This window comes from Myxococcus sp. CA051A (genome assembly GCF_013336705.1).
GTDB classification, from domain to species: domain Bacteria; phylum Myxococcota; class Myxococcia; order Myxococcales; family Myxococcaceae; genus Myxococcus; species Myxococcus llanfairpwllgwyngyllgogerychwyrndrobwllllantysiliogogogochensis.
On record NZ_JABUMS010000030.1, the window covers coordinates 1 to 16,075 of the forward strand.

12 protein-coding genes and 1 pseudogene are annotated in these 16,075 nt (G+C 67.5%); 6 read left to right on the forward strand and 7 right to left on the reverse strand.

Features of this window, described 5'->3' with window-relative positions:
• Positions 1-89: 89 nt before the first annotated feature.
• Positions 90-494, reverse strand: a pseudogene (locus HUA74_RS42635) (peptide deformylase); the annotation flags it as partial.
• An 869-nt stretch (positions 495-1,363) separates the two neighbouring features.
• On the opposite strand from HUA74_RS42635, the gene HUA74_RS42640 reads away from it, so the two are divergent.
• Positions 1,364-2,308, forward strand: a complete 945-nt coding sequence (locus HUA74_RS42640) for a TonB C-terminal domain-containing protein (RefSeq protein ID WP_254625510.1) — start codon at positions 1,364-1,366, stop codon at positions 2,306-2,308.
• Positions 2,309-2,436: 128 nt separating this feature from the next.
• The gene (locus tag HUA74_RS42645; protein WP_371746314.1) at positions 2,437-2,862 is read left to right on the forward strand and encodes a hypothetical protein; all 426 of its coding nucleotides are present in this window, start codon (positions 2,437-2,439) and stop codon (positions 2,860-2,862) included.
• A 19-nt stretch (positions 2,863-2,881) separates the two neighbouring features.
• Here HUA74_RS42645 and HUA74_RS42650 read toward each other — a convergent pair whose 3' ends face one another.
• Positions 2,882-4,039, reverse strand: coding sequence for a fatty acid desaturase (locus tag HUA74_RS42650; protein ID WP_174459171.1), 1,158 nt, complete (start codon positions 4,037-4,039; stop codon positions 2,882-2,884).
• A 323-nt stretch (positions 4,040-4,362) separates the two neighbouring features.
• Between HUA74_RS42650 and HUA74_RS42655 the strand changes: the two genes are divergently transcribed.
• From HUA74_RS42655 to HUA74_RS42665, 3 genes are all read left to right on the forward strand, one after another.
• Positions 4,363-5,580 (forward strand): type I restriction endonuclease, encoded by a 1,218-nt coding sequence (locus HUA74_RS42655; protein WP_174459172.1) that lies wholly within the window; start codon positions 4,363-4,365, stop codon positions 5,578-5,580.
• Between the two features lie 23 nt (positions 5,581-5,603).
• Positions 5,604-7,400: an SIR2 family protein gene (locus HUA74_RS42660; RefSeq protein WP_174459173.1), complete on the forward strand. Its 1,797-nt coding sequence runs from the start codon at positions 5,604-5,606 to the stop codon at positions 7,398-7,400.
• A gap of 302 nt (positions 7,401-7,702) precedes the next feature.
• Entirely contained in the window at positions 7,703-8,101 is a 399-nt protein-coding gene (locus tag HUA74_RS42665; protein ID WP_174459174.1) for a hypothetical protein, read from the forward strand.
• Positions 8,102-8,280: 179 nt separating this feature from the next.
• Here the strand turns inward: HUA74_RS42665 and carB are convergent, their stop codons facing one another.
• Entirely contained in the window at positions 8,281-11,535 is a 3,255-nt protein-coding gene (carB, locus tag HUA74_RS42670; protein ID WP_141641247.1) for a carbamoyl-phosphate synthase large subunit, read from the reverse strand.
• A 150-nt stretch (positions 11,536-11,685) separates the two neighbouring features.
• Here carB and HUA74_RS42675 point away from each other — a divergent pair, with 150 nt between their 5' ends.
• Entirely contained in the window at positions 11,686-12,528 is an 843-nt protein-coding gene (locus tag HUA74_RS42675) for a hypothetical protein (protein ID WP_174459175.1), read from the forward strand.
• Between the two features lie 52 nt (positions 12,529-12,580).
• Here the strand turns inward: HUA74_RS42675 and HUA74_RS42680 are convergent, their stop codons facing one another.
• Genes HUA74_RS42680 through HUA74_RS42695 form a run of 4 tightly spaced genes read right to left on the reverse strand, consistent with a single transcriptional unit; the run spans position 12,581 to position 15,972 of the window.
• On the reverse strand, positions 12,581-13,771 hold the full coding sequence (locus HUA74_RS42680) for a pyridoxal phosphate-dependent aminotransferase (protein ID WP_174459176.1): 1,191 nt from the start codon (positions 13,769-13,771) through the stop codon (positions 12,581-12,583).
• Positions 13,772-13,822: 51 nt separating this feature from the next.
• On the reverse strand, positions 13,823-14,305 hold the full coding sequence (gene coaD, locus HUA74_RS42685) for a pantetheine-phosphate adenylyltransferase (protein WP_141646023.1): 483 nt from the start codon (positions 14,303-14,305) through the stop codon (positions 13,823-13,825).
• Positions 14,306-14,350: 45 nt separating this feature from the next.
• Complete coding sequence (rsmD, locus tag HUA74_RS42690; protein WP_141646024.1) at positions 14,351-14,908, reverse strand: 16S rRNA (guanine(966)-N(2))-methyltransferase RsmD; 558 nt, start codon at positions 14,906-14,908, stop codon at positions 14,351-14,353.
• A 26-nt stretch (positions 14,909-14,934) separates the two neighbouring features.
• On the reverse strand, positions 14,935-15,972 hold the full coding sequence (locus tag HUA74_RS42695; RefSeq protein ID WP_174459177.1) for a hypothetical protein: 1,038 nt from the start codon (positions 15,970-15,972) through the stop codon (positions 14,935-14,937).
• Positions 15,973-16,075 lie beyond the last annotated feature (103 nt).

The window sequence follows — 16,075 nt, forward strand, 5'->3', positions numbered from 1 at the left end:
ATCGTCCACGGCGGGAACTCCTCGGCTCCCCTGCCAGGGGGAGACCGTCTCGGTTGGTTTCACCGAGGAGCTTCCCTCTTTCACGCTCATCCCTGCTCGCCGACTACACACTTATAGGGACACGACCCCCGCGCCACGAGCGCCGCGAAGCCCGCGACACTCAGGCAGCCCTCATGAAACTCGGCGGGCGTCGCGTCTTCCACCGTCAACCTCGGGTTGATGAGCACGTGGAATGGCACCGGCGTCCGCTCCCGGTCCGCCAGGTCCGAGGGCGACACGCCGGCCTGATACTCGGCCCGGTCCTCGACAACCACCAGCCTCAGGCCCACACCGACCTGCGGCGCAGCGAGTCCTACTCCTGGCGCATCTCGCATCGTGTCGCGCATCAACACGATGAGCCGCTGAATCTCGGGACTGCCAATCTCCTCCGGCGTCAGGTCTCGCGCCTTCTGCCGAAGCACGGGTTCTCCTGCCTGGACGATCTTGAGCACCATGACGCAAGCGTAGCAGGGCCCCTCACGACGACCTCAATCGAAAGCGCGACCTGTCGGCCATCAACCCGCCACGATTCCCGCACGCCCGAACAGCCACGCGTCACGCCAGGAAGCATTCTGCATCACACGACTCCCATCCGCGGGAGGCGTGGTCACGCAATCCCGAAGCCTCTCTTCCGTAGGGCTCGCGACCCGGGAATTGAAGCCGGGTAGACTTTCGAGGACAGAGGGCCGGCTCTGGAAGACCCCACGGCGGCAACCCGTGGACCTTGCCAGGGAATGTGGGAGTCGCGATGCAGCGGTTTCGGCGCTTCGGGTGGGCCGCCCTGGTCTCACTCGTCATCCACGCGGCCCTGCTCGCCCTGCTTTGGGACGAGACGCCGCCTGTGCGTCCCACACCGGCTCCCTCGCGCCCGCCTCCCCTGTTCGTGGAGGTCATCACCGCACCGCGAGCCAAGCCTCCCGCACCCGCGAACCAACCCCCATCGACGACGCCACAGCGGCCCTCCCTTCCCCCCATCAAGCCTCCGCCCGCCGAGCCCCCTCCTCCTGCTCGCGAGAACGCTGAAGCCTCAGCCCAGCCCCCAGAAGCGGCCTCCAACAGCGTCGCCTCGCGGCCCGGAACACCGCCCGATGCCGTGACCGAGGGGCAAGAACAGGCCCCCGAGGCCGTATCTCCAGACGCGCTGTCCCACCCGACCGCTGCACGTGACTCCCCGACGACAGCACCATCCGAGGGCTCCCTCGATGCGCGACCCGAGACACGTCCTCTCGCGATGGGCCCCACGGAGGCCAGTGCGTCTCCACACAACACCCCGCCTCCTGTCGCCGCGCGCGAAGAGCCCGAATTTCGGCACGCGGACACTCCCATGGGTTTGCTCGCCGGAGAGACCGCTCCTCGCGGTCCACGTCGTCCTGCGGACCAGCTCTTTCCCCTGCCCTCCACGCTCATGCCCGGAGGAGATTCCAGGCCCTCGGGCATCCCCATTCAGAGTGGGCGCACCCTGCGCCCCGGAGACGCAGGCCCGTCGCGCGAAGCCCTCGCCGCCGAGGAACGCGGACGTGTCAGTGGCCGAGTACAAGGCGTCATCGACGACCAACAGGCCACCCTGCGCGTGGCGAACGGGTTGATCGACCCGTACTTCAGTCGACTGCGCAAGGCGCTCGAGAAGGGCCTCGAGGACGCTCCGGTGTTCCCGGGCACGAGCCTGCTCCATCAGGCCAAGACCTCCTGGGCCTCGCAATCGAAGAACTACGGAGCCACGGGCAACCCGGGCGGCCCCACCCCCAACGCCCCTACCGGGTCAGAGCAACTCCAGGCCCTCCAGAATCGCTTGGGCGACTCCTCCGGCGACTATTCGATGGAGGGCCTGCGCGGTCGCGTCCAGGCGGGCGACGAGATGCAGAAACTCGCGGGCGGTGGAGGGGCGAAGCTCATCGTCACCCTTGAGTTGCATCAGGACTCGGATGGCACCTTGCGTGACGCGAAGCTCGTGACGCTGAGCGGCAATCCGGCCTACGACGCCTTCGTACTGAATGGCGTGCCCTCCTCGCTCGCGAAGCTCGGTGCTCCTCCCGATGGGGCGCGAGGCGTGAAAGCCACTGGCATCCACACGCTCTGGTCCGTCGAGGGGCGCGTCGTCTACTTCCGCAAGCTCAAGGAGCTCAAGGGACAGGACAGCCTCTACGTCGCCTCAGCCGTGGCCGCGGGCCTCCTGGCGGGCCGCTTCGAGGAGACCACGGGCGAAATCGAGGTCATCGACTTCCGCAACCCGCGCTTCGTCTGTCAGCCCAGGCTCCTGCGGGTCTACTGACCCAGCGGCCCCCCATTGGCTCGACTCGGGCGGGGGGACTAGGCTGTGCGGCCATGGCTCGCCGCAAGAAGGCTGATGAGATAGCCGATCGCGTCCGCAACCTGCTTGCAATGGACGCCGCCGGCATCATGCGCCGGCTGGAAGCTCGGCGTGACGAGATGTTCGCCCTCTTCTCGCGCCTGCGCAGTCGAGAGCCGCTGCTCGACACCATCGCCTCGCGCTACGCCGACGGCGCGTTCGAACAGCTCATCCACCTTCCGGAGCAGGAACAGGCCGTCATCGACCGGTACTACAGCAACCTGGACGAGCTGCGCTGGTACTTCACGTACACCGAGGACATGCCCGGCACCGCGCAGGTGAACTTCATCAAGCTGCACAAGCGGCTGGAGGAGGCGTACCGAGTGTTGGTGGTGACACTCGGCCCCCCTGCCTCCGCGGATGGCGCACGAGTCGTCGACGTCGAGGTCCTCAGCCGAGAGGACAAAGAGAGCGTCCCGGAGAAGACCCTGGTCCGGCGCGCGCTCCCCAGGCAGCGCCGCGCATCACCGGGCTGAAACGCGGCGGGCACGGCACTCAGGCCACATGGGCCTGGAGCACTTCCTCGGCGTCAATAGGCGCTTCCGAGCGCTCACGAGGCGCGAGCTTCCGCATGGAGGCCTTGCCCACCACCACGTCGATCATCTTCCGCACGCGCGTCCAGACACTCTCCTGCACGTAGGGGATGCCGTACTTCTCGCAGAGGGCTCGGACCTTCGGTTGCGCCTCGCGGTACTTGAGCATCGGCAGGTCGGGCCAGATGTGGTGTTCAATCTGGTAGTTGAGCCACAGGTGCGCGAAGTCGTTCAGGTCTCCGCCCGTCCGGTAGTTCGCGCTGCCGATGACCTGCTGCACGTAGCGCTCGCCCTTGTTCGCGGGCTTGTCGTCGAAGCGGTACAGGTCCTCGCCGGTGTGGTTGGGACCGACCACCAGGAAGGTGTGGACGCTGGTAAGCACGTCCGCCAGCAACGAGTTGCAGAACGCGCTGAACGCGGCCCACGGGCCGATGACGAGGAACAGCGCGGGGAAGAGCACGAACTGGACGGCGGCATACGGCAGGTAGCACTGGAGCAGGAGTTCCTTCCACTCGGCGCCCGTGAGGGCCCCACCGTCACGGCGGCCCTTGCGGCGCAGGGCGCTCAGCGTCTCGGGGGCGTAGTACGAGGCGCGCCAGGTGAGCGCCAGCAGCGTGAGCTGGATGTAGCGCAGCGCTAGCGGCCGGGACGGGTTGCGCAGCGTGCCTTCGGCGTTGCGCTCCAGGAGGTCCGGGTCCGCGTCCTCACCGGTGTGCGAGTGGTGCAGGACGTTGTGCTCGAAGACCCAGGCCTCGGGCAGCATCCAGTCGAGCCAGTCGAGGTAGCGCCGGCCGCCCTTGGCGAAGCCCTTGCCAGTGCGTGACGCGGGCAGCCCCGGGACGCGGTCATAGCCTCGGTGTCCCACGTGGTGCATGAGGAGCCAGCGCGTGGAGCGGCCCAGGCTGAGCGCGGCGGCGCTGAAGGGATTGGGGGCGAGCCAGCAGGTGGCGATGCCGAGCAGCGTGCCCACACGGCCCCAGCGCTCGATTTTACGAAGGTGCTTCGCGTCCGCTTCCCCCAGGTTCGCGTCGAGTTCCTTCCGCAACGCCTTCAGCTCTCGGTGGAAACCCTCCACGTCCACGGTCGCGGGATTGAAGGCGGGGGGCAAGGACGACGACATGCGGCGGGCTCCTCGGACGAGGCGTCAGACGGGGGGACGGAGCAACGCGTCAAAGGGTAGCCGCCAGAGAGGGGCCCGGGAAGCGTTTCCGACCACCCTGCCCTAGCCTGCACCTACCATGTGGGGCCTGGCCCCACGGCCAGAAGGCAGGACTCCTCGGGCCCCAGCGAAACTCCCTGCCCGGCAGGGTCAAATCCCAATGCGGTGTCAATGCCGACCTTGACGCCAGACATTGTGGATGCCTGGTGTTTGGGAATCGGGAGCGCGCTGCGTTAGCGTCAGCGTCCCGTGGCGACCCGCCACGCGGACTCTGGGGGAATGACATGGGCCTTGGTGAGGATTTGCGACTTCTCTCGGAGCAGGTCCGGAAGCGTCAGGCGTTCATCAAGGGCGAAGAGGCCACGAAACAAGCCCTCATCCTCCCCTTCATTCAAGCGCTCGGCTACGACATCTACGACCCCACGGAGACGCAGCCCGAATACGTCGCTGACTTCGCCAAGAAGCGCGGGGGCGTCATGGAGAAGGTCGACTACGCACTGCACCTGAAAGGGCAGCCGGCCCAGTTCATCGAGTGCAAGGCCACGGATGCCGCTCCGGAAGACCATGATGGCCAGCTCGCCCGCTACTTCAATGCCACGCCTTCCGTGCGCATCGGGGTGGTGACGAATGGCATTCGCTACCGGTTCTTCACCGACCTTCAGTCTCCCAATGTGATGGATGCGGTGCCCTTCCTGGAGTTCAACGTCCTCGCGTTCACCGACCGGGACGTGGAGCTGCTCCGTCCTTTCACCAAGGAGTTCTTCGACGCGACATCCATCCAGGGCCACGCGGAGGAAATCATCTTCGTGGGCAAGGTGACGGCACTCATCAACGAGCTGCTCCGAAACCCTTCGGAGAGCTTCGTCCGGTTCCTACTGGCCGAGGTCGAGCTGGTCTCGGGGCGCGTCACGCGCAGCGTCGTCGAGCGGTTCGTTCCCATCGTCAAGAAGTCCATCCAGACGACCCTGCTGGACATGATGACGAAGTCCATCCAGCAGGAGATCGCCCAGAACTCGCCTCCCCCGCCGACCGTCACGGCGATTCCGGCGGAAGCCCTCCAGCGCGCCGCGGAGGCCAGCGAAGCACCCGGCGTCGCCCAGGTCGAGACGACCGAGGTGGAACTGGAGATCTTCCGGATCGTCCAGCGCATGTGTTCCGAATCCGCGCTCAGGCAATCCATCAGCTACAAGGATTCGACGACCTACTTCGGCATCAACCTGGGCAAGGTGACGTCCTGGTTCCTGCGTGCCTTCACCAACGGGAAGAAGAAGTCCCTGGTGACGAGACTCCCGCTGGAGCAGGCCGCGATGCTGTCCCCTGGCTTCGAGGTCGAGTCGGCGCCGGATGGCATCGGCAAGAGCCGCGTCTACTTCAATGCGGCCACAGACATCGAGAAGCTCCGCTCCTTGGTCCTGGTCGCCTATGAAGAAGAGGCACGGCGCCAGAGCAGCTCCCCCGTCGACGGAGGTGGCTCCACCTCCGAATCCGCTTCCGGAGCCTGAAGCGTCGGAGCAGCGCACCGCACATGTCAGCAGAATCCACTGAACGACTGGAATCGCTTGATGCGCTCGTCCACGCGTTGAGCATGGGGCGCAAGAAGATCGCGCTTCTCGTGGGATCTGCCCTGTCCATGGCAGACAAGCCCGGGGCCCCTGGAGTCCCCGGCACCACCGAGATGCTCAAGGTCGCCCAACGGGCAGTCGGCACCGAACTCCAGGCGAAGTTCGAGGCCGCCATCGCCCAGGATGACGGCACCCAGAAGTACCAGCATGCCATGCGATTCCTGCTGAAGTGGCATGATCAGCAGACCGTCAACCAGGTCGTCCGCGAGGCCGTGCTTCAATCGCGGCTCGACCCAGCCGCCAGCGGCGTACGGCCCGATCAGGAGCTTGATCGGGACACGCCCGGATGGGCCCCTCCAGCGGCAACGCGGGATCTCGGCAGGCTGGTCGTCGCACATCGCGACCGCTTCGGGCCCATCCTGACCACGAACTTCGACCCACTGCTCACCATCGCCATTCGCCAGGCCGGCGGCCGAGTCTCCCAGACCATCCTTCATGCGGACGGGCGCCTGGATGCGGTCAGAACCGAAAGCGATGACCACGCTATCGTGCACCTGCACGGATACTGGAACGGCGCGGATACGCTCCACACCAAGGCTCAGTTGACCCAGGAGCGAAACCACCTCAAAGCCTCCATCCACACGCTCCTTCGCGAGTACACGCTCCTCGTCGTCGGGTACGGAGGATGGGACGACATCATCACTCGCGCCCTCGCGGAGTGTGGTTACGACACCCTCGCGAATGTCGACATCGTCTGGGCTTTCTACGAGTCAAAACCGGAAGAGATACAACATCGATACAAGCGGCTCTTCTCAAGCATAAGCTCGCTCTATGGCCGCGGGTGGTTTCGCGAGTACGGAGGCATCAACTGCCACGTGCTTTTCAAGGCCCTACATGACGCCATGGACCGTCGCGTGGGCGTCTCGACTCGGCCCGCCCTCCCCATCGTCGCTTCAGCACCACCTGCCCCGTCCAGCCCGACGATAGGCGACCGGGGAGCCGTTCTGCCCGCGCCTCCCCATGCGCCCTCCGTGCCCAGCCCCGCGCCTGAAGCTACGGTGAAGCGTCCCCGCAAGGCGCGCTCGGTCAAGGCAGCCAAAGACGCGACGCCTCCTCCTGAGTCCCGGCCACACACAGCCTGGCTCCTGGCGAGTCTGGCACTGGTCGGGGTGGTGGGAACCCTGGGCCATGAGTGGGTGACGCGTGCCCCTGAACGAAGCCCTCAAGGAGACCGGCCTGGGACCGGGCTCGACCCTGTCGTCCGGCAGCCCGCCAGGGTCGCACCTCCGCCACGTACCGAGAGCCCCATCACTCTCGCCCCAGTCCCCTTCGGTCCGCCCGCTACCCTGGAGGCATTGCGAACGCAGAATCGAGTCAGGCTCCTGGTGCGAAGTCCCCAGGGAATCCGAACGTCGGAGATGCCCGACAGAAGCTACGCATTCGTGTCCCTGGACCAAGCCTATCTGCTGCGCTCGGCCAGAATCCTCGAGAAGTCCTCGGCGGAGGCGTTCGAGATTCATCACCTCCAGGGCGACGCGTTCTGCCTGGTGGGCTACGTGCAACCGACCACTGCCAAGGCGCTGGACATGGGCCGTCCGGTCAATGTCGTCATGTCGCCCAGGGCCACTGCGGACAGAAATCAGGTCGTCAGCATCCCCTTCAAGCGAATCGTCACCATCGAATCCAGGACAGACAATGGACGAAGGGTCCTGCTCCTCAATCTCGAGGAGAGCGGCCGTCAGGCGATTTGGGGGCCCTGACGTCCCACCAATTCTCAAACTTTCAACGAAGCTCTTCCTCTTCAAATCCATCCATGTACAGAACCCTGGTCGTCGTCGTCCTGGCAACGCTACTCATCGGAGCAGACGAAGGCGGTTGCGGAGACTCCTCCGACCCCGTGCCACTTCCCCTGGTGGAATGCACACCCGACTCATGCACGGGATGCTGCCAGGGCACCACCTGCATCGCGGGCACCGCCACGAGCGCATGCGGAAACAGTGGTGTCTTCTGCTCGGCATGCCTCGGCCTGACCATCTGCAATGTCGAGCGCCGTGAGTGTGAGGTGGACTCCGCCGCTCTCATCGCCATCCAACCCACCCAGGCAGTCCTCTCTCCCCGAGACCCGACTGACGACAGCGACTGGGACCTGGACGGCTCCGTCCCCGACGTTGTCGTCGAGCTTCGCTGTCCGAATCCTGGCGGCGAACCGCTGGTCACTCGCACACCCGAGATCTCCAGCCTGACTCCTCAGTGGACCACGGGCGGCTGCAGCGTGTCGGCGGAGCTGCTGCTCACCCACCCCATTGAAATCAAGGTCTTCGACATCGACACCCTGTTCGACGACGAGGTCGCGACGCTCAGCCATACCCTGACGCGCGAAGAGCTCAAGGTAGGAACGATCTCCGTGTCCATGTCTCCTGCCATCAACTCGCTGACACTGACCTTCACACGGGCGCGTTGAGCCGAACTCCACGGCCCTCAGCGCCGCATACCCCACGATTGTCTTTCAGCCCGCCAAACTCCGCTAGACGGACTCTGCCTCTAAAACCCGCATGGGAGAGCCGATGCGCGGAGGCATCAACGCAAACGGCCCCGCTCCCACGGGGGAACGGGGCCGTTCGGAACATCCCGAAGCGCGTCCTACCGCCGAGTCTTGCCCGGCACCGTGCTGGTGATGCCCAGGTACTCCTGCAGCGGCTTCACATCCAGGTCCGTGCGCTTGAGTGCCTCCAGCGCGCCCACCGCCATGCGCGCCGCCTGCACCGTCGTGTAATACGGCACCGAGTGCATCAATGCCTCACGGCGGATGGAGAAGCTGTCGGAGATCTCCTGCTTGCCGAAGGTCGTGTTGATGACCAACACAATCTCCCCATCGACAATCTTGTCGACGATGTTCGGCCGGCCCTCCTTCACCTTCTGCACCACCTGCGCGTCGATTCCCTTCGTCGCCAGGTACTTGTGCGTCCCCGCCGTCACGATGAGCGAGAAGCCCATGGACCGCAGCCGCCGCGCCAGGTCCACCACCGCCGGCTTGTCGTCATCCTTGACCGAGATGAACACCTTGCCGCTCTTGGGCAGCTTCACCCCCGCCGCCAACTGGCTCTTGGCGAAGGCCGTCGCGTAGTCCTGCGCCAGCCCCATCACCTCGCCCGTGGACTTCATCTCGGGCCCGAGAATCACGTCCACGCCCGCGAAGCGCGCGAAGGGGAACACGCTCTCCTTCACCGCCACGTGCCGCATCTCCGGCTCCTGCGTCGCGTTGAGCTCCTTCAGCGTCTTGCCCACCATGCACAGCGCGGCGATCTTCGCCATCGCCACGCCCGTGGCCTTCGAGATGAACGGCACCGTGCGGCTCGCACGCGGGTTCACTTCCAGGATGTAGATGGTCTTCCCCTGGATGGCGAACTGCACGTTCATCAGGCCCACCACGCCCAACTCCCGCGCGAGCGCGATGGCCTGGTCCTTCATCCGCTCCACCAGGTCCGGCGGCAGCGAGTGCGGCGGCAGCGTCGCCGCCGCGTCACCCGAGTGCACACCCGCCTCCTGGATGTGCTCCAGCACCCCGCCAATCATCACCGCACCCGTCCGGTCCGCGACCAGGTCCAGGTCCACCTCAATCGCGTCCTTCAGGAAGCGATCAATCAGCACCGGATGCTCGGGAGACGCACTCACCGCCTCGCGCATGTACCGCTCCAGGCTGGACGCGTCGTACACCGTCTCCATCGCGCGCCCACCCAGCACGTACGAGGGACGCACCATCACCGGGTAGCCGATGCGCTCGGCCACCTTGAACGCCTCCGCGTGGCTGCGCGCCACCCCGTTCTCCGGCTGCGTCAGCCCCAGCTTCTCGATGAGCGTGCTGAAGCGCTCGCGGTCCTCCGCCCGGTCGATGGCGTCCGGCGACGTGCCGAGAATCGGCAGGCCCGCCTTCTCCAGCGGCACGGAGATGCGCAACGGCGTCTGGCCGCCGAACTGGACGATGGCGCCCACCGGCTTCTCGCGCTGCGAGACCTCCAGCACGTCTTCAATCGTCAGCGGCTCGAAGTAGAGCCGGTCCGACGTGTCGTAGTCCGTGGACACCGTCTCCGGGTTGCAGTTGACCATCACCGTCTCGTACCCGGCCTCGCGCAGCGCGAAGGCCGCGTGCACGCACGCGTAGTCGAACTCGATGCCCTGACCGATGCGGATGGGCCCGCTGCCCAGGATGAGCACCTTCTGGCGGTCCGTCGGCGGCGCCTCGTCCTCTTCCTCGTAGGTCGAGTACAGGTACGGCGTGAAGGCCTCGAACTCCGCGGCGCACGTGTCCACCCGCTTGAACACGGGACGGATGTTGCGCGCGTGCCGGTGCGCCCGCACCTCCTCCTCCGGGTAGCCGAGCAGCTTGCCCAGGTACTTGTCGGAGAAGCCGTGCGCCTTCGCCTGCCGGAGCACCTCGTCCGGGAGCTGATCCAACCGGCCGTACTCCTGGATGGACTGGCCCTCGCGAACCAGCATCTCGATGTAGCGCAGGAACCACGGGTCGATGTTGGACAGCGCGTTCACGTCCTCCACCGTCAGGCCCTCGCGGAACGCCTGGGCCACGAACCAGGGCCGCTCCGGGCGCGGAATCCGCAGCGCCTCGCGCAGCACCTTCTCGCGCTCCTCCTTCTCCACGGGCAGCTCGGGCGGCTCCAGCCCCACCCGCCCCAACTCCATGGAGCGCAGCGCCTTCATGTACGCCTCGGGGAAGGTCCGGCCAATGGCCATCACCTCGCCCACCGAGCGCATGCTCGTGGTCAGCGTCCGGTCCGCGTGCGGGAACTTCTCGAAGTTGAAGCGCGGAATCTTCACCACCACGTAGTCCAGCGTCGGCTCGAACGAGGCCGGCGTGTCACGGGTGATGTCGTTGCGCAGCTCGTCCAGCGTGTAGCCCAGCGCCAGCTTCGCGGCGATCTTCGCGATGGGATACCCCGTCGCCTTCGACGCCAGCGCGCTGGAGCGCGACACGCGCGGGTTCATCTCGATGACCACCATGCGGCCATCTTTCGGATGGATGCCGAACTGGATGTTCGAGCCACCCGTCTCGACGCCAATCTCCCGGATGATGGCCAGCGACGCCTGCCGCATCCGCTGGTACTCGCGGTCCGTCAGCGTCTGCGCGGGCGCCACGGTGATGGAGTCACCCGTGTGCACGCCCATCGGGTCCAGGTTCTCAATCGAGCAGACGATGATGACGTTGTCCGCCGTGTCGCGGACCACCTCCAGCTCGTACTCCTTCCAGCCGAGCACGCTCTCCTCCACGAGGATGGTGGAGTTGGGGCTCGCCTTCAGGCCCGAGCGGCAGATGCTCTCGAACTCCTCGCGGTTGTAGGCGATGCCACCGCCGGTGCCGCCGAGCGTGAACGAGGGACGGATGATGGCCGGGAAGCCAATCTCCTCCACCAGCGCCATCGCCTCCGTCAGCGTCGTCGCGTAGCCGCTCTTCGGCAGCGCCACGCCAATCTTCTGCATGGCCGCCTTGAAGAGCTTCCGGTCCTCCGCCTTGTTGATGGCCTCCAGCGAGGCGCCAATCAGGCGCACCCCGTACTTCTCCAGGATGCCCTGCTCGGCCAGGGCCTTGGCCAGGTTGAGCGCCGTCTGACCTCCCATCGTCGGCAGCAGCGAGTCCGGCCGCTCGGCGGCGAGGATGCGCTCCGCCACTTCCACGGTGATGGGCTCGATGTAGGTGCGAAAGGCGAATTCTGGGTCGGTCATCACCGTGGCGGGGTTGCTGTTGAGCAGCACCACCTCCACGCCTTCATCCCGGAGAGCCTTGATGGCTTGAGTACCGGAGTAGTCGAACTCGACGGCCTGGCCGATGACAATCGGGCCCGAGCCAATCACCAGAACCTTGCGGATATCGGTACGCTTAGGCATCGGGGCGCCCCAATACCAACGTCTGACTCCGCATGCACGGATGTTATGTGGCACGTGACGTCCGTCCGCCCGGACGCCCGGTTTCCACAGCCGACTCCCAGACGCCCGGTGCCCAGGCTCTGCTACGCTCCGCCCGTCCTCGGAGGTCGCATGCGTCGCTGGTCCCTGGCCCTCATCCTCTCCCTCTCCGCGCCCGCGCTCGCGCTCGCCCAGGCGCCGGAGACTCCCGAGCCCGCCGCCGCGCCGCCCGCCCAGGCGCCCGCCTCCTCGGCCCCCGTGAAGGCCGAGCCCCCTCCCGCCCCGACCCCCAAGCCCGTCGAGGCCGCGCCCACCCCGTCCCAGCCCGCCGCCGAGACGACGCCTCCCCCCGCGCCCAAGCCCGCCGTGGAGAAGGCTCCTGCCCCCAAGCCCGCCGCGGAGACGACGCCTCCCGCGCCCAGGCCCACCGCGGAGAAGGCCCCCGCGCCCAAGCCCGCGGCAGCGGCCACGCCGCCACCCGCCCAGCCCATGGCGCCGCCCACGACGGCCGCCCTGCCACCGCAAGCCCAGCCCAAGGCCGACCTCGCGCTGCCCCCGCCCGTTCCGGATGAGGGACCGGTGTCGGCGACAGAAGTGAAGATGCGCGACATCCAGACGAGCGCGCGCTTTCTCTTCCAGTGCCTGCTGACGGGCGACGTGCGCAGCACCGCCAACGAGCTGTTCTACCCGTTCCAGCTCGAGGAGAAGCGCTTCGGCACACCCGAGGAGCTGGTGGCCGCATGGGTGAAGCAGCTGCGCCTCAAGCGCACGGACCTGGTCACCCTCTTCGACGTGGAGGTGATGACGCTGGAGGCGATGGAGAAGAAGTACGGCAAGGCCCCCGCCCGGCTCGGGCTGGACCTGCGCAACATGAAGGACATCTGGGTCGCCGTGGGCAATCTCTCCGGCCGCGCCGGTGTCTTCGTCTACAAGCCGTACGGCGACGAGCACCGCGCCTTCGCCTACACGGACTGAGCCTCACCCCGGCGACACCCTCTGGGGGACGCCGGGGCTCGAAGCCGGGGTTTCAGCGCAGCGCCTGGACCAGCTCGCCCAGCCGCGTAAGCCCCTTGCCGAGCACCTCGCGCGAGGTGGCGAAGCTCATGCGGATGTACCCCTCCGCGCCGAACGGGTCTCCCGGCACGGCGGCCACGCGGAAGTCGTCGAGGAGGATCTCCGACAGCTGCAGGGAGCCAGTCACGGCCTTGCCCTTGTAGGGCCGCCCGTAGAGACCCCGGACGTCCGCGAGCGCGTAGAAGGCGCCCTCCGGCATCCGGCACCGCACCCCGTCCAGCGCGTTGAGGCCGCCCACGAAGAAGTCCCGGCGCGCGCGGTACTCCGTCACCATCATCGCGATGGTGTCCGGCGGCCCCTGCAGCGCCGCCAGCGCGGCCTTCTGGCCAATGGACGAAGCGTTGGAGGTGGACTGGTCCTGCACCAGCTGCATCGCGGACAGTACCGGCCGGGGCCCCGCCGCGTAGCCCATGCGCCAGCCCGTCATGGAGTACGCCTTGCTCATCCCGTTGACGACCACCAGCCGGGGCACCAGGTCCGGCGCCACATCACTGATGCCCAGCCGCTCGCCTGTGTAGAGGAGCTTCTCGTAGATGTCGTCCGTGACGATGAGGCAGTCATGGCCGCGCACGGCGTCGGCGATGCCCTCCAGCGCCGCGCGCGAGTACACCGCGCCCGTGGGGTTGCCCGGGCTGTTGATGATGACGGCGCGCGTGCGCGGCGTGAGCGCGCGGCGGATGGCGTCCGGGTCCGGCGCGAAGCCGTCCTCCTCGCGCGTGGCGACGATGACGGGCGTGGCACCCGCCAGCCGCACCATGTCCGGATAGCTGACCCAGTACGGCGAAAAGATGAGGACCTCATCGCCCTCGTCCAGCACCGCCTGGCAGAAGTTGTAGAGCGCCTGCTTGCCACCGGACGTGACGAGCACCTGCTCCGGCGTGAAGCGCAGCCCGTTGTCGCGCTCCAGCTTGCGGCAGATGGCCTCGCGCAGCTCGGGGATTCCCGCCGTGGCCGTGTACTTCGTGAAGCCGGCCTTCAGCGCGTCGATGGCCGCCTGCTTGATGTAGTCCGGGGTGTCGAAGTCCGGCTCGCCGGCCGCCAGGGCCACCACGTCCACGCCTTGAGCCGCGAGCGCCTTGGCGCGGGAGTTGAGAGCGAGCGTTGGAGACGGCTTGATGGCCTGGAGCCGACGGGCGAGTTTCATGCGCGAATGCGTAGCGCGGCGGCGCCGGCCCGACAAGTGCCGCGAAGGGGGCTACGTCTTCCGCGCGAACTTCGCCTTCAGGGCCTCGTGCACGTTGGGCGGAACCAGCCCCGTGACGTCACCGTTGAAAGAGGCGACTTCCCGCACGAGCTGGGAGGAGATGTAGAAGTAGTCCTCCCCGGTCATCATGAAGACAGTCTCCACCGTGGGCGCCAGCTTGCGGTTCATGTTGGCGAGCTGGAACTCGTATTCGAAGTCCGACACCGCCCGGAGCCCCCGGACGATGACGCTCACCCCCCGGCGCTTGACGTAGTCCACCAGGAGACCGTGGAAGGCGTCGACCTCCACCCTCGGGTCCTTCACGGCGTCGCGAATCAAGTCGCGTCGCTCGTCCTCGGTGAAGAGCGGGGTCTTCTTCGGGTTCACCGCGATGGCGACAATGACCTTGTCGAACATCTTCAGGCTGCGCTGAATGAGGCTCAGGTGCCCGTTGGTGAGCGGATCGAACGAACCTGGGTAGATGGCGACCGGCATGTGACAGGGAGTCTCGAACGGCCCCGGATGCCGGTCAAGCAATGGTCAGGGCGCCCGGTAGAAGCTCACCAGGGTGTCCCCGAACCGACGCTGGTCCTCCAGGGTCAACCCCGCATGGGCATCCGGGGCATTCTCCCGCTTGTCGTGCTCCACCACGAGCATTCCGCCCGGCGAAAGCAGCGCCGCCCCCGTCACCCCGTCCAGCACCGTCTCGACGACGCGCGCGGCATAGGGCGGGTCCGCGAAGATGAGCTCGAAGCGCTCGTTGCGCCGCTGCAGGAACGCGAGCGCCCGGACCACCGGCTGGGCGAGCAGCTCCACCTGGCTCGTGAAGCCCAGCCCGTCCGTGTTCTGCCGACAGAGGGCCTGGGCCTCCCGGTCCTGGTCCACCAGCACCACGTTCCCCGCGCCCCGGGACAGGGCCTCCAGGCCCAGCGCGCCGGTACCCGCGTACAGGTCCAGGACTTTCTGCCCGTCCAGGAACTGGCCCAGCACGTTGAAGATGGTCTCCCGGACACGGTCCGCCGTGGGGCGGATGTGAAGCGATGTGGACTTGGGGCCGGCAATGGCCCGGCCCTTCGCGGAGCCTGAGACGATTCGCATGGCGGCCCTTCTACACCGCGCGGCGGCTACTCGCCCCGGTTCTCCGCGAGGAAGCGCATGACGGAGCCGCCCGTGCCCACCGCGCCCAGCGCGGCGAAGACCTCCGACGCCTCCGCGAACGACAGCGCCTCCAGTCGCTCCCTCGCCTTCGGCTCCAGGGGCGGCAGGCTGTCCTCCAGCACGCTCAGCAGCTCTCCGGCCGCCACACCCGAGGCCGCCGACTTCTCCTCCACGCTCGCGCGGATGTCCGCGGACCAGGAGCCCAGCGCGAGCCGCTCGAAGGGGCCCACGCAGTCCACCTTGCGAGCACCGGCCGCGACATACGTCGGCAGCGTCCGGGGGAAGCCCTCGCGCACGTCGCCCACGCAGACCGCCGCGCCGTACTCCGCGGCCAGGTCCACCACGGAGCGCAGCATGCCCACGTCCGGCTCGCCGCCGCCCAGGTCCCGCTCCGAGACTCGCACGAAGCGCACCGGCACCTTCCACTGCTTGAGCCCCTCCAAGAGCGTGCGGTACGCGTCCAGGAGGCCGCCATTCGCCGGGGCCGGGGCGCTCAGCTCCAGGGACAGCTCGCGCTCCGTCACGGGGCCCACCAGAGCGTTGACGGCCTCCACGGCGGCGTAGGAGTCCAGCCGCGACAGGTCCAGCGACACCAGCGAGAAGCCCGCGTCCACCACCCGGAAGATGCCCTCGCGCAGCGGACCGAGCGAGTCCTCGTCCGCCGTCGTCACCCGCACGGGGCCCGCCTGGAGGAACAGGGGCCGCGAGTGCTCCGCCTCCATCGCGGCCTCGTGTACCGCGGCGACGAAGCGCTCCGCCGCGCCCCGGTCCGCCGTGGGGTGGGGACACGCCAGTCCGAGCACCGCGTCCTCGGAGCGCGCCGCGCGCAGCAGTCCGGGCAGGGCGCCCTTCGCCTGCACCGGCAGGCAGGGCAGCGCCACGGGGACGCGCTCCAGCGCGCGCAGAGGCTCACGCGGGTTGAGCAGCGGAATGCGAGAGCCCGGGCCCACTCGGGCCACCGTGTTGCCGGGTCGCAATGACAGCACCTTGTCCAGCACGCTCATGGGGCGCGGAGAATCGTCCGCCCGCTGGGCCCAGCGCAAGGTGAAGCTTGAGGGAGCGTCCGTTGCGCTACGCGGCCCCCACCCACGAGGGCAGGTCGGCGAG

Bases quoted from the DNA above. Each gene is read 5' to 3' on its own strand.
- HUA74_RS42680 (WP_174459176.1), bottom strand. From the start codon at position 13,771: ATGAAACTCGCCCGTCGGCTCCAGGCCATCAAGCCGTCTCCAACGCTC.
- HUA74_RS42660 (WP_174459173.1), top strand. From the start codon at position 5,604: ATGTCAGCAGAATCCACTGAACGACTGGAATCGCTTGATGCGCTCGTC.
- coaD (WP_141646023.1), bottom strand. From the start codon at position 14,305: ATGCCGGTCGCCATCTACCCAGGTTCGTTCGATCCGCTCACCAACGGG.
- HUA74_RS42655 (WP_174459172.1), top strand. From the start codon at position 4,363: ATGGGCCTTGGTGAGGATTTGCGACTTCTCTCGGAGCAGGTCCGGAAG.
- rsmD (WP_141646024.1), bottom strand. From the start codon at position 14,908: ATGCGAATCGTCTCAGGCTCCGCGAAGGGCCGGGCCATTGCCGGCCCC.
- HUA74_RS42695 (WP_174459177.1), bottom strand. From the start codon at position 15,972: ATGAGCGTGCTGGACAAGGTGCTGTCATTGCGACCCGGCAACACGGTG.
- HUA74_RS42645 (WP_371746314.1), top strand. From the start codon at position 2,437: ATGCGCCGGCTGGAAGCTCGGCGTGACGAGATGTTCGCCCTCTTCTCG.
- HUA74_RS42650 (WP_174459171.1), bottom strand. From the start codon at position 4,039: ATGTCGTCGTCCTTGCCCCCCGCCTTCAATCCCGCGACCGTGGACGTG.
- HUA74_RS42640 (WP_254625510.1), top strand. From the start codon at position 1,364: ATGGGTTTGCTCGCCGGAGAGACCGCTCCTCGCGGTCCACGTCGTCCT.
- carB (WP_141641247.1), bottom strand. From the start codon at position 11,535: ATGCCTAAGCGTACCGATATCCGCAAGGTTCTGGTGATTGGCTCGGGC.
- HUA74_RS42675 (WP_174459175.1), top strand. From the start codon at position 11,686: ATGCGTCGCTGGTCCCTGGCCCTCATCCTCTCCCTCTCCGCGCCCGCG.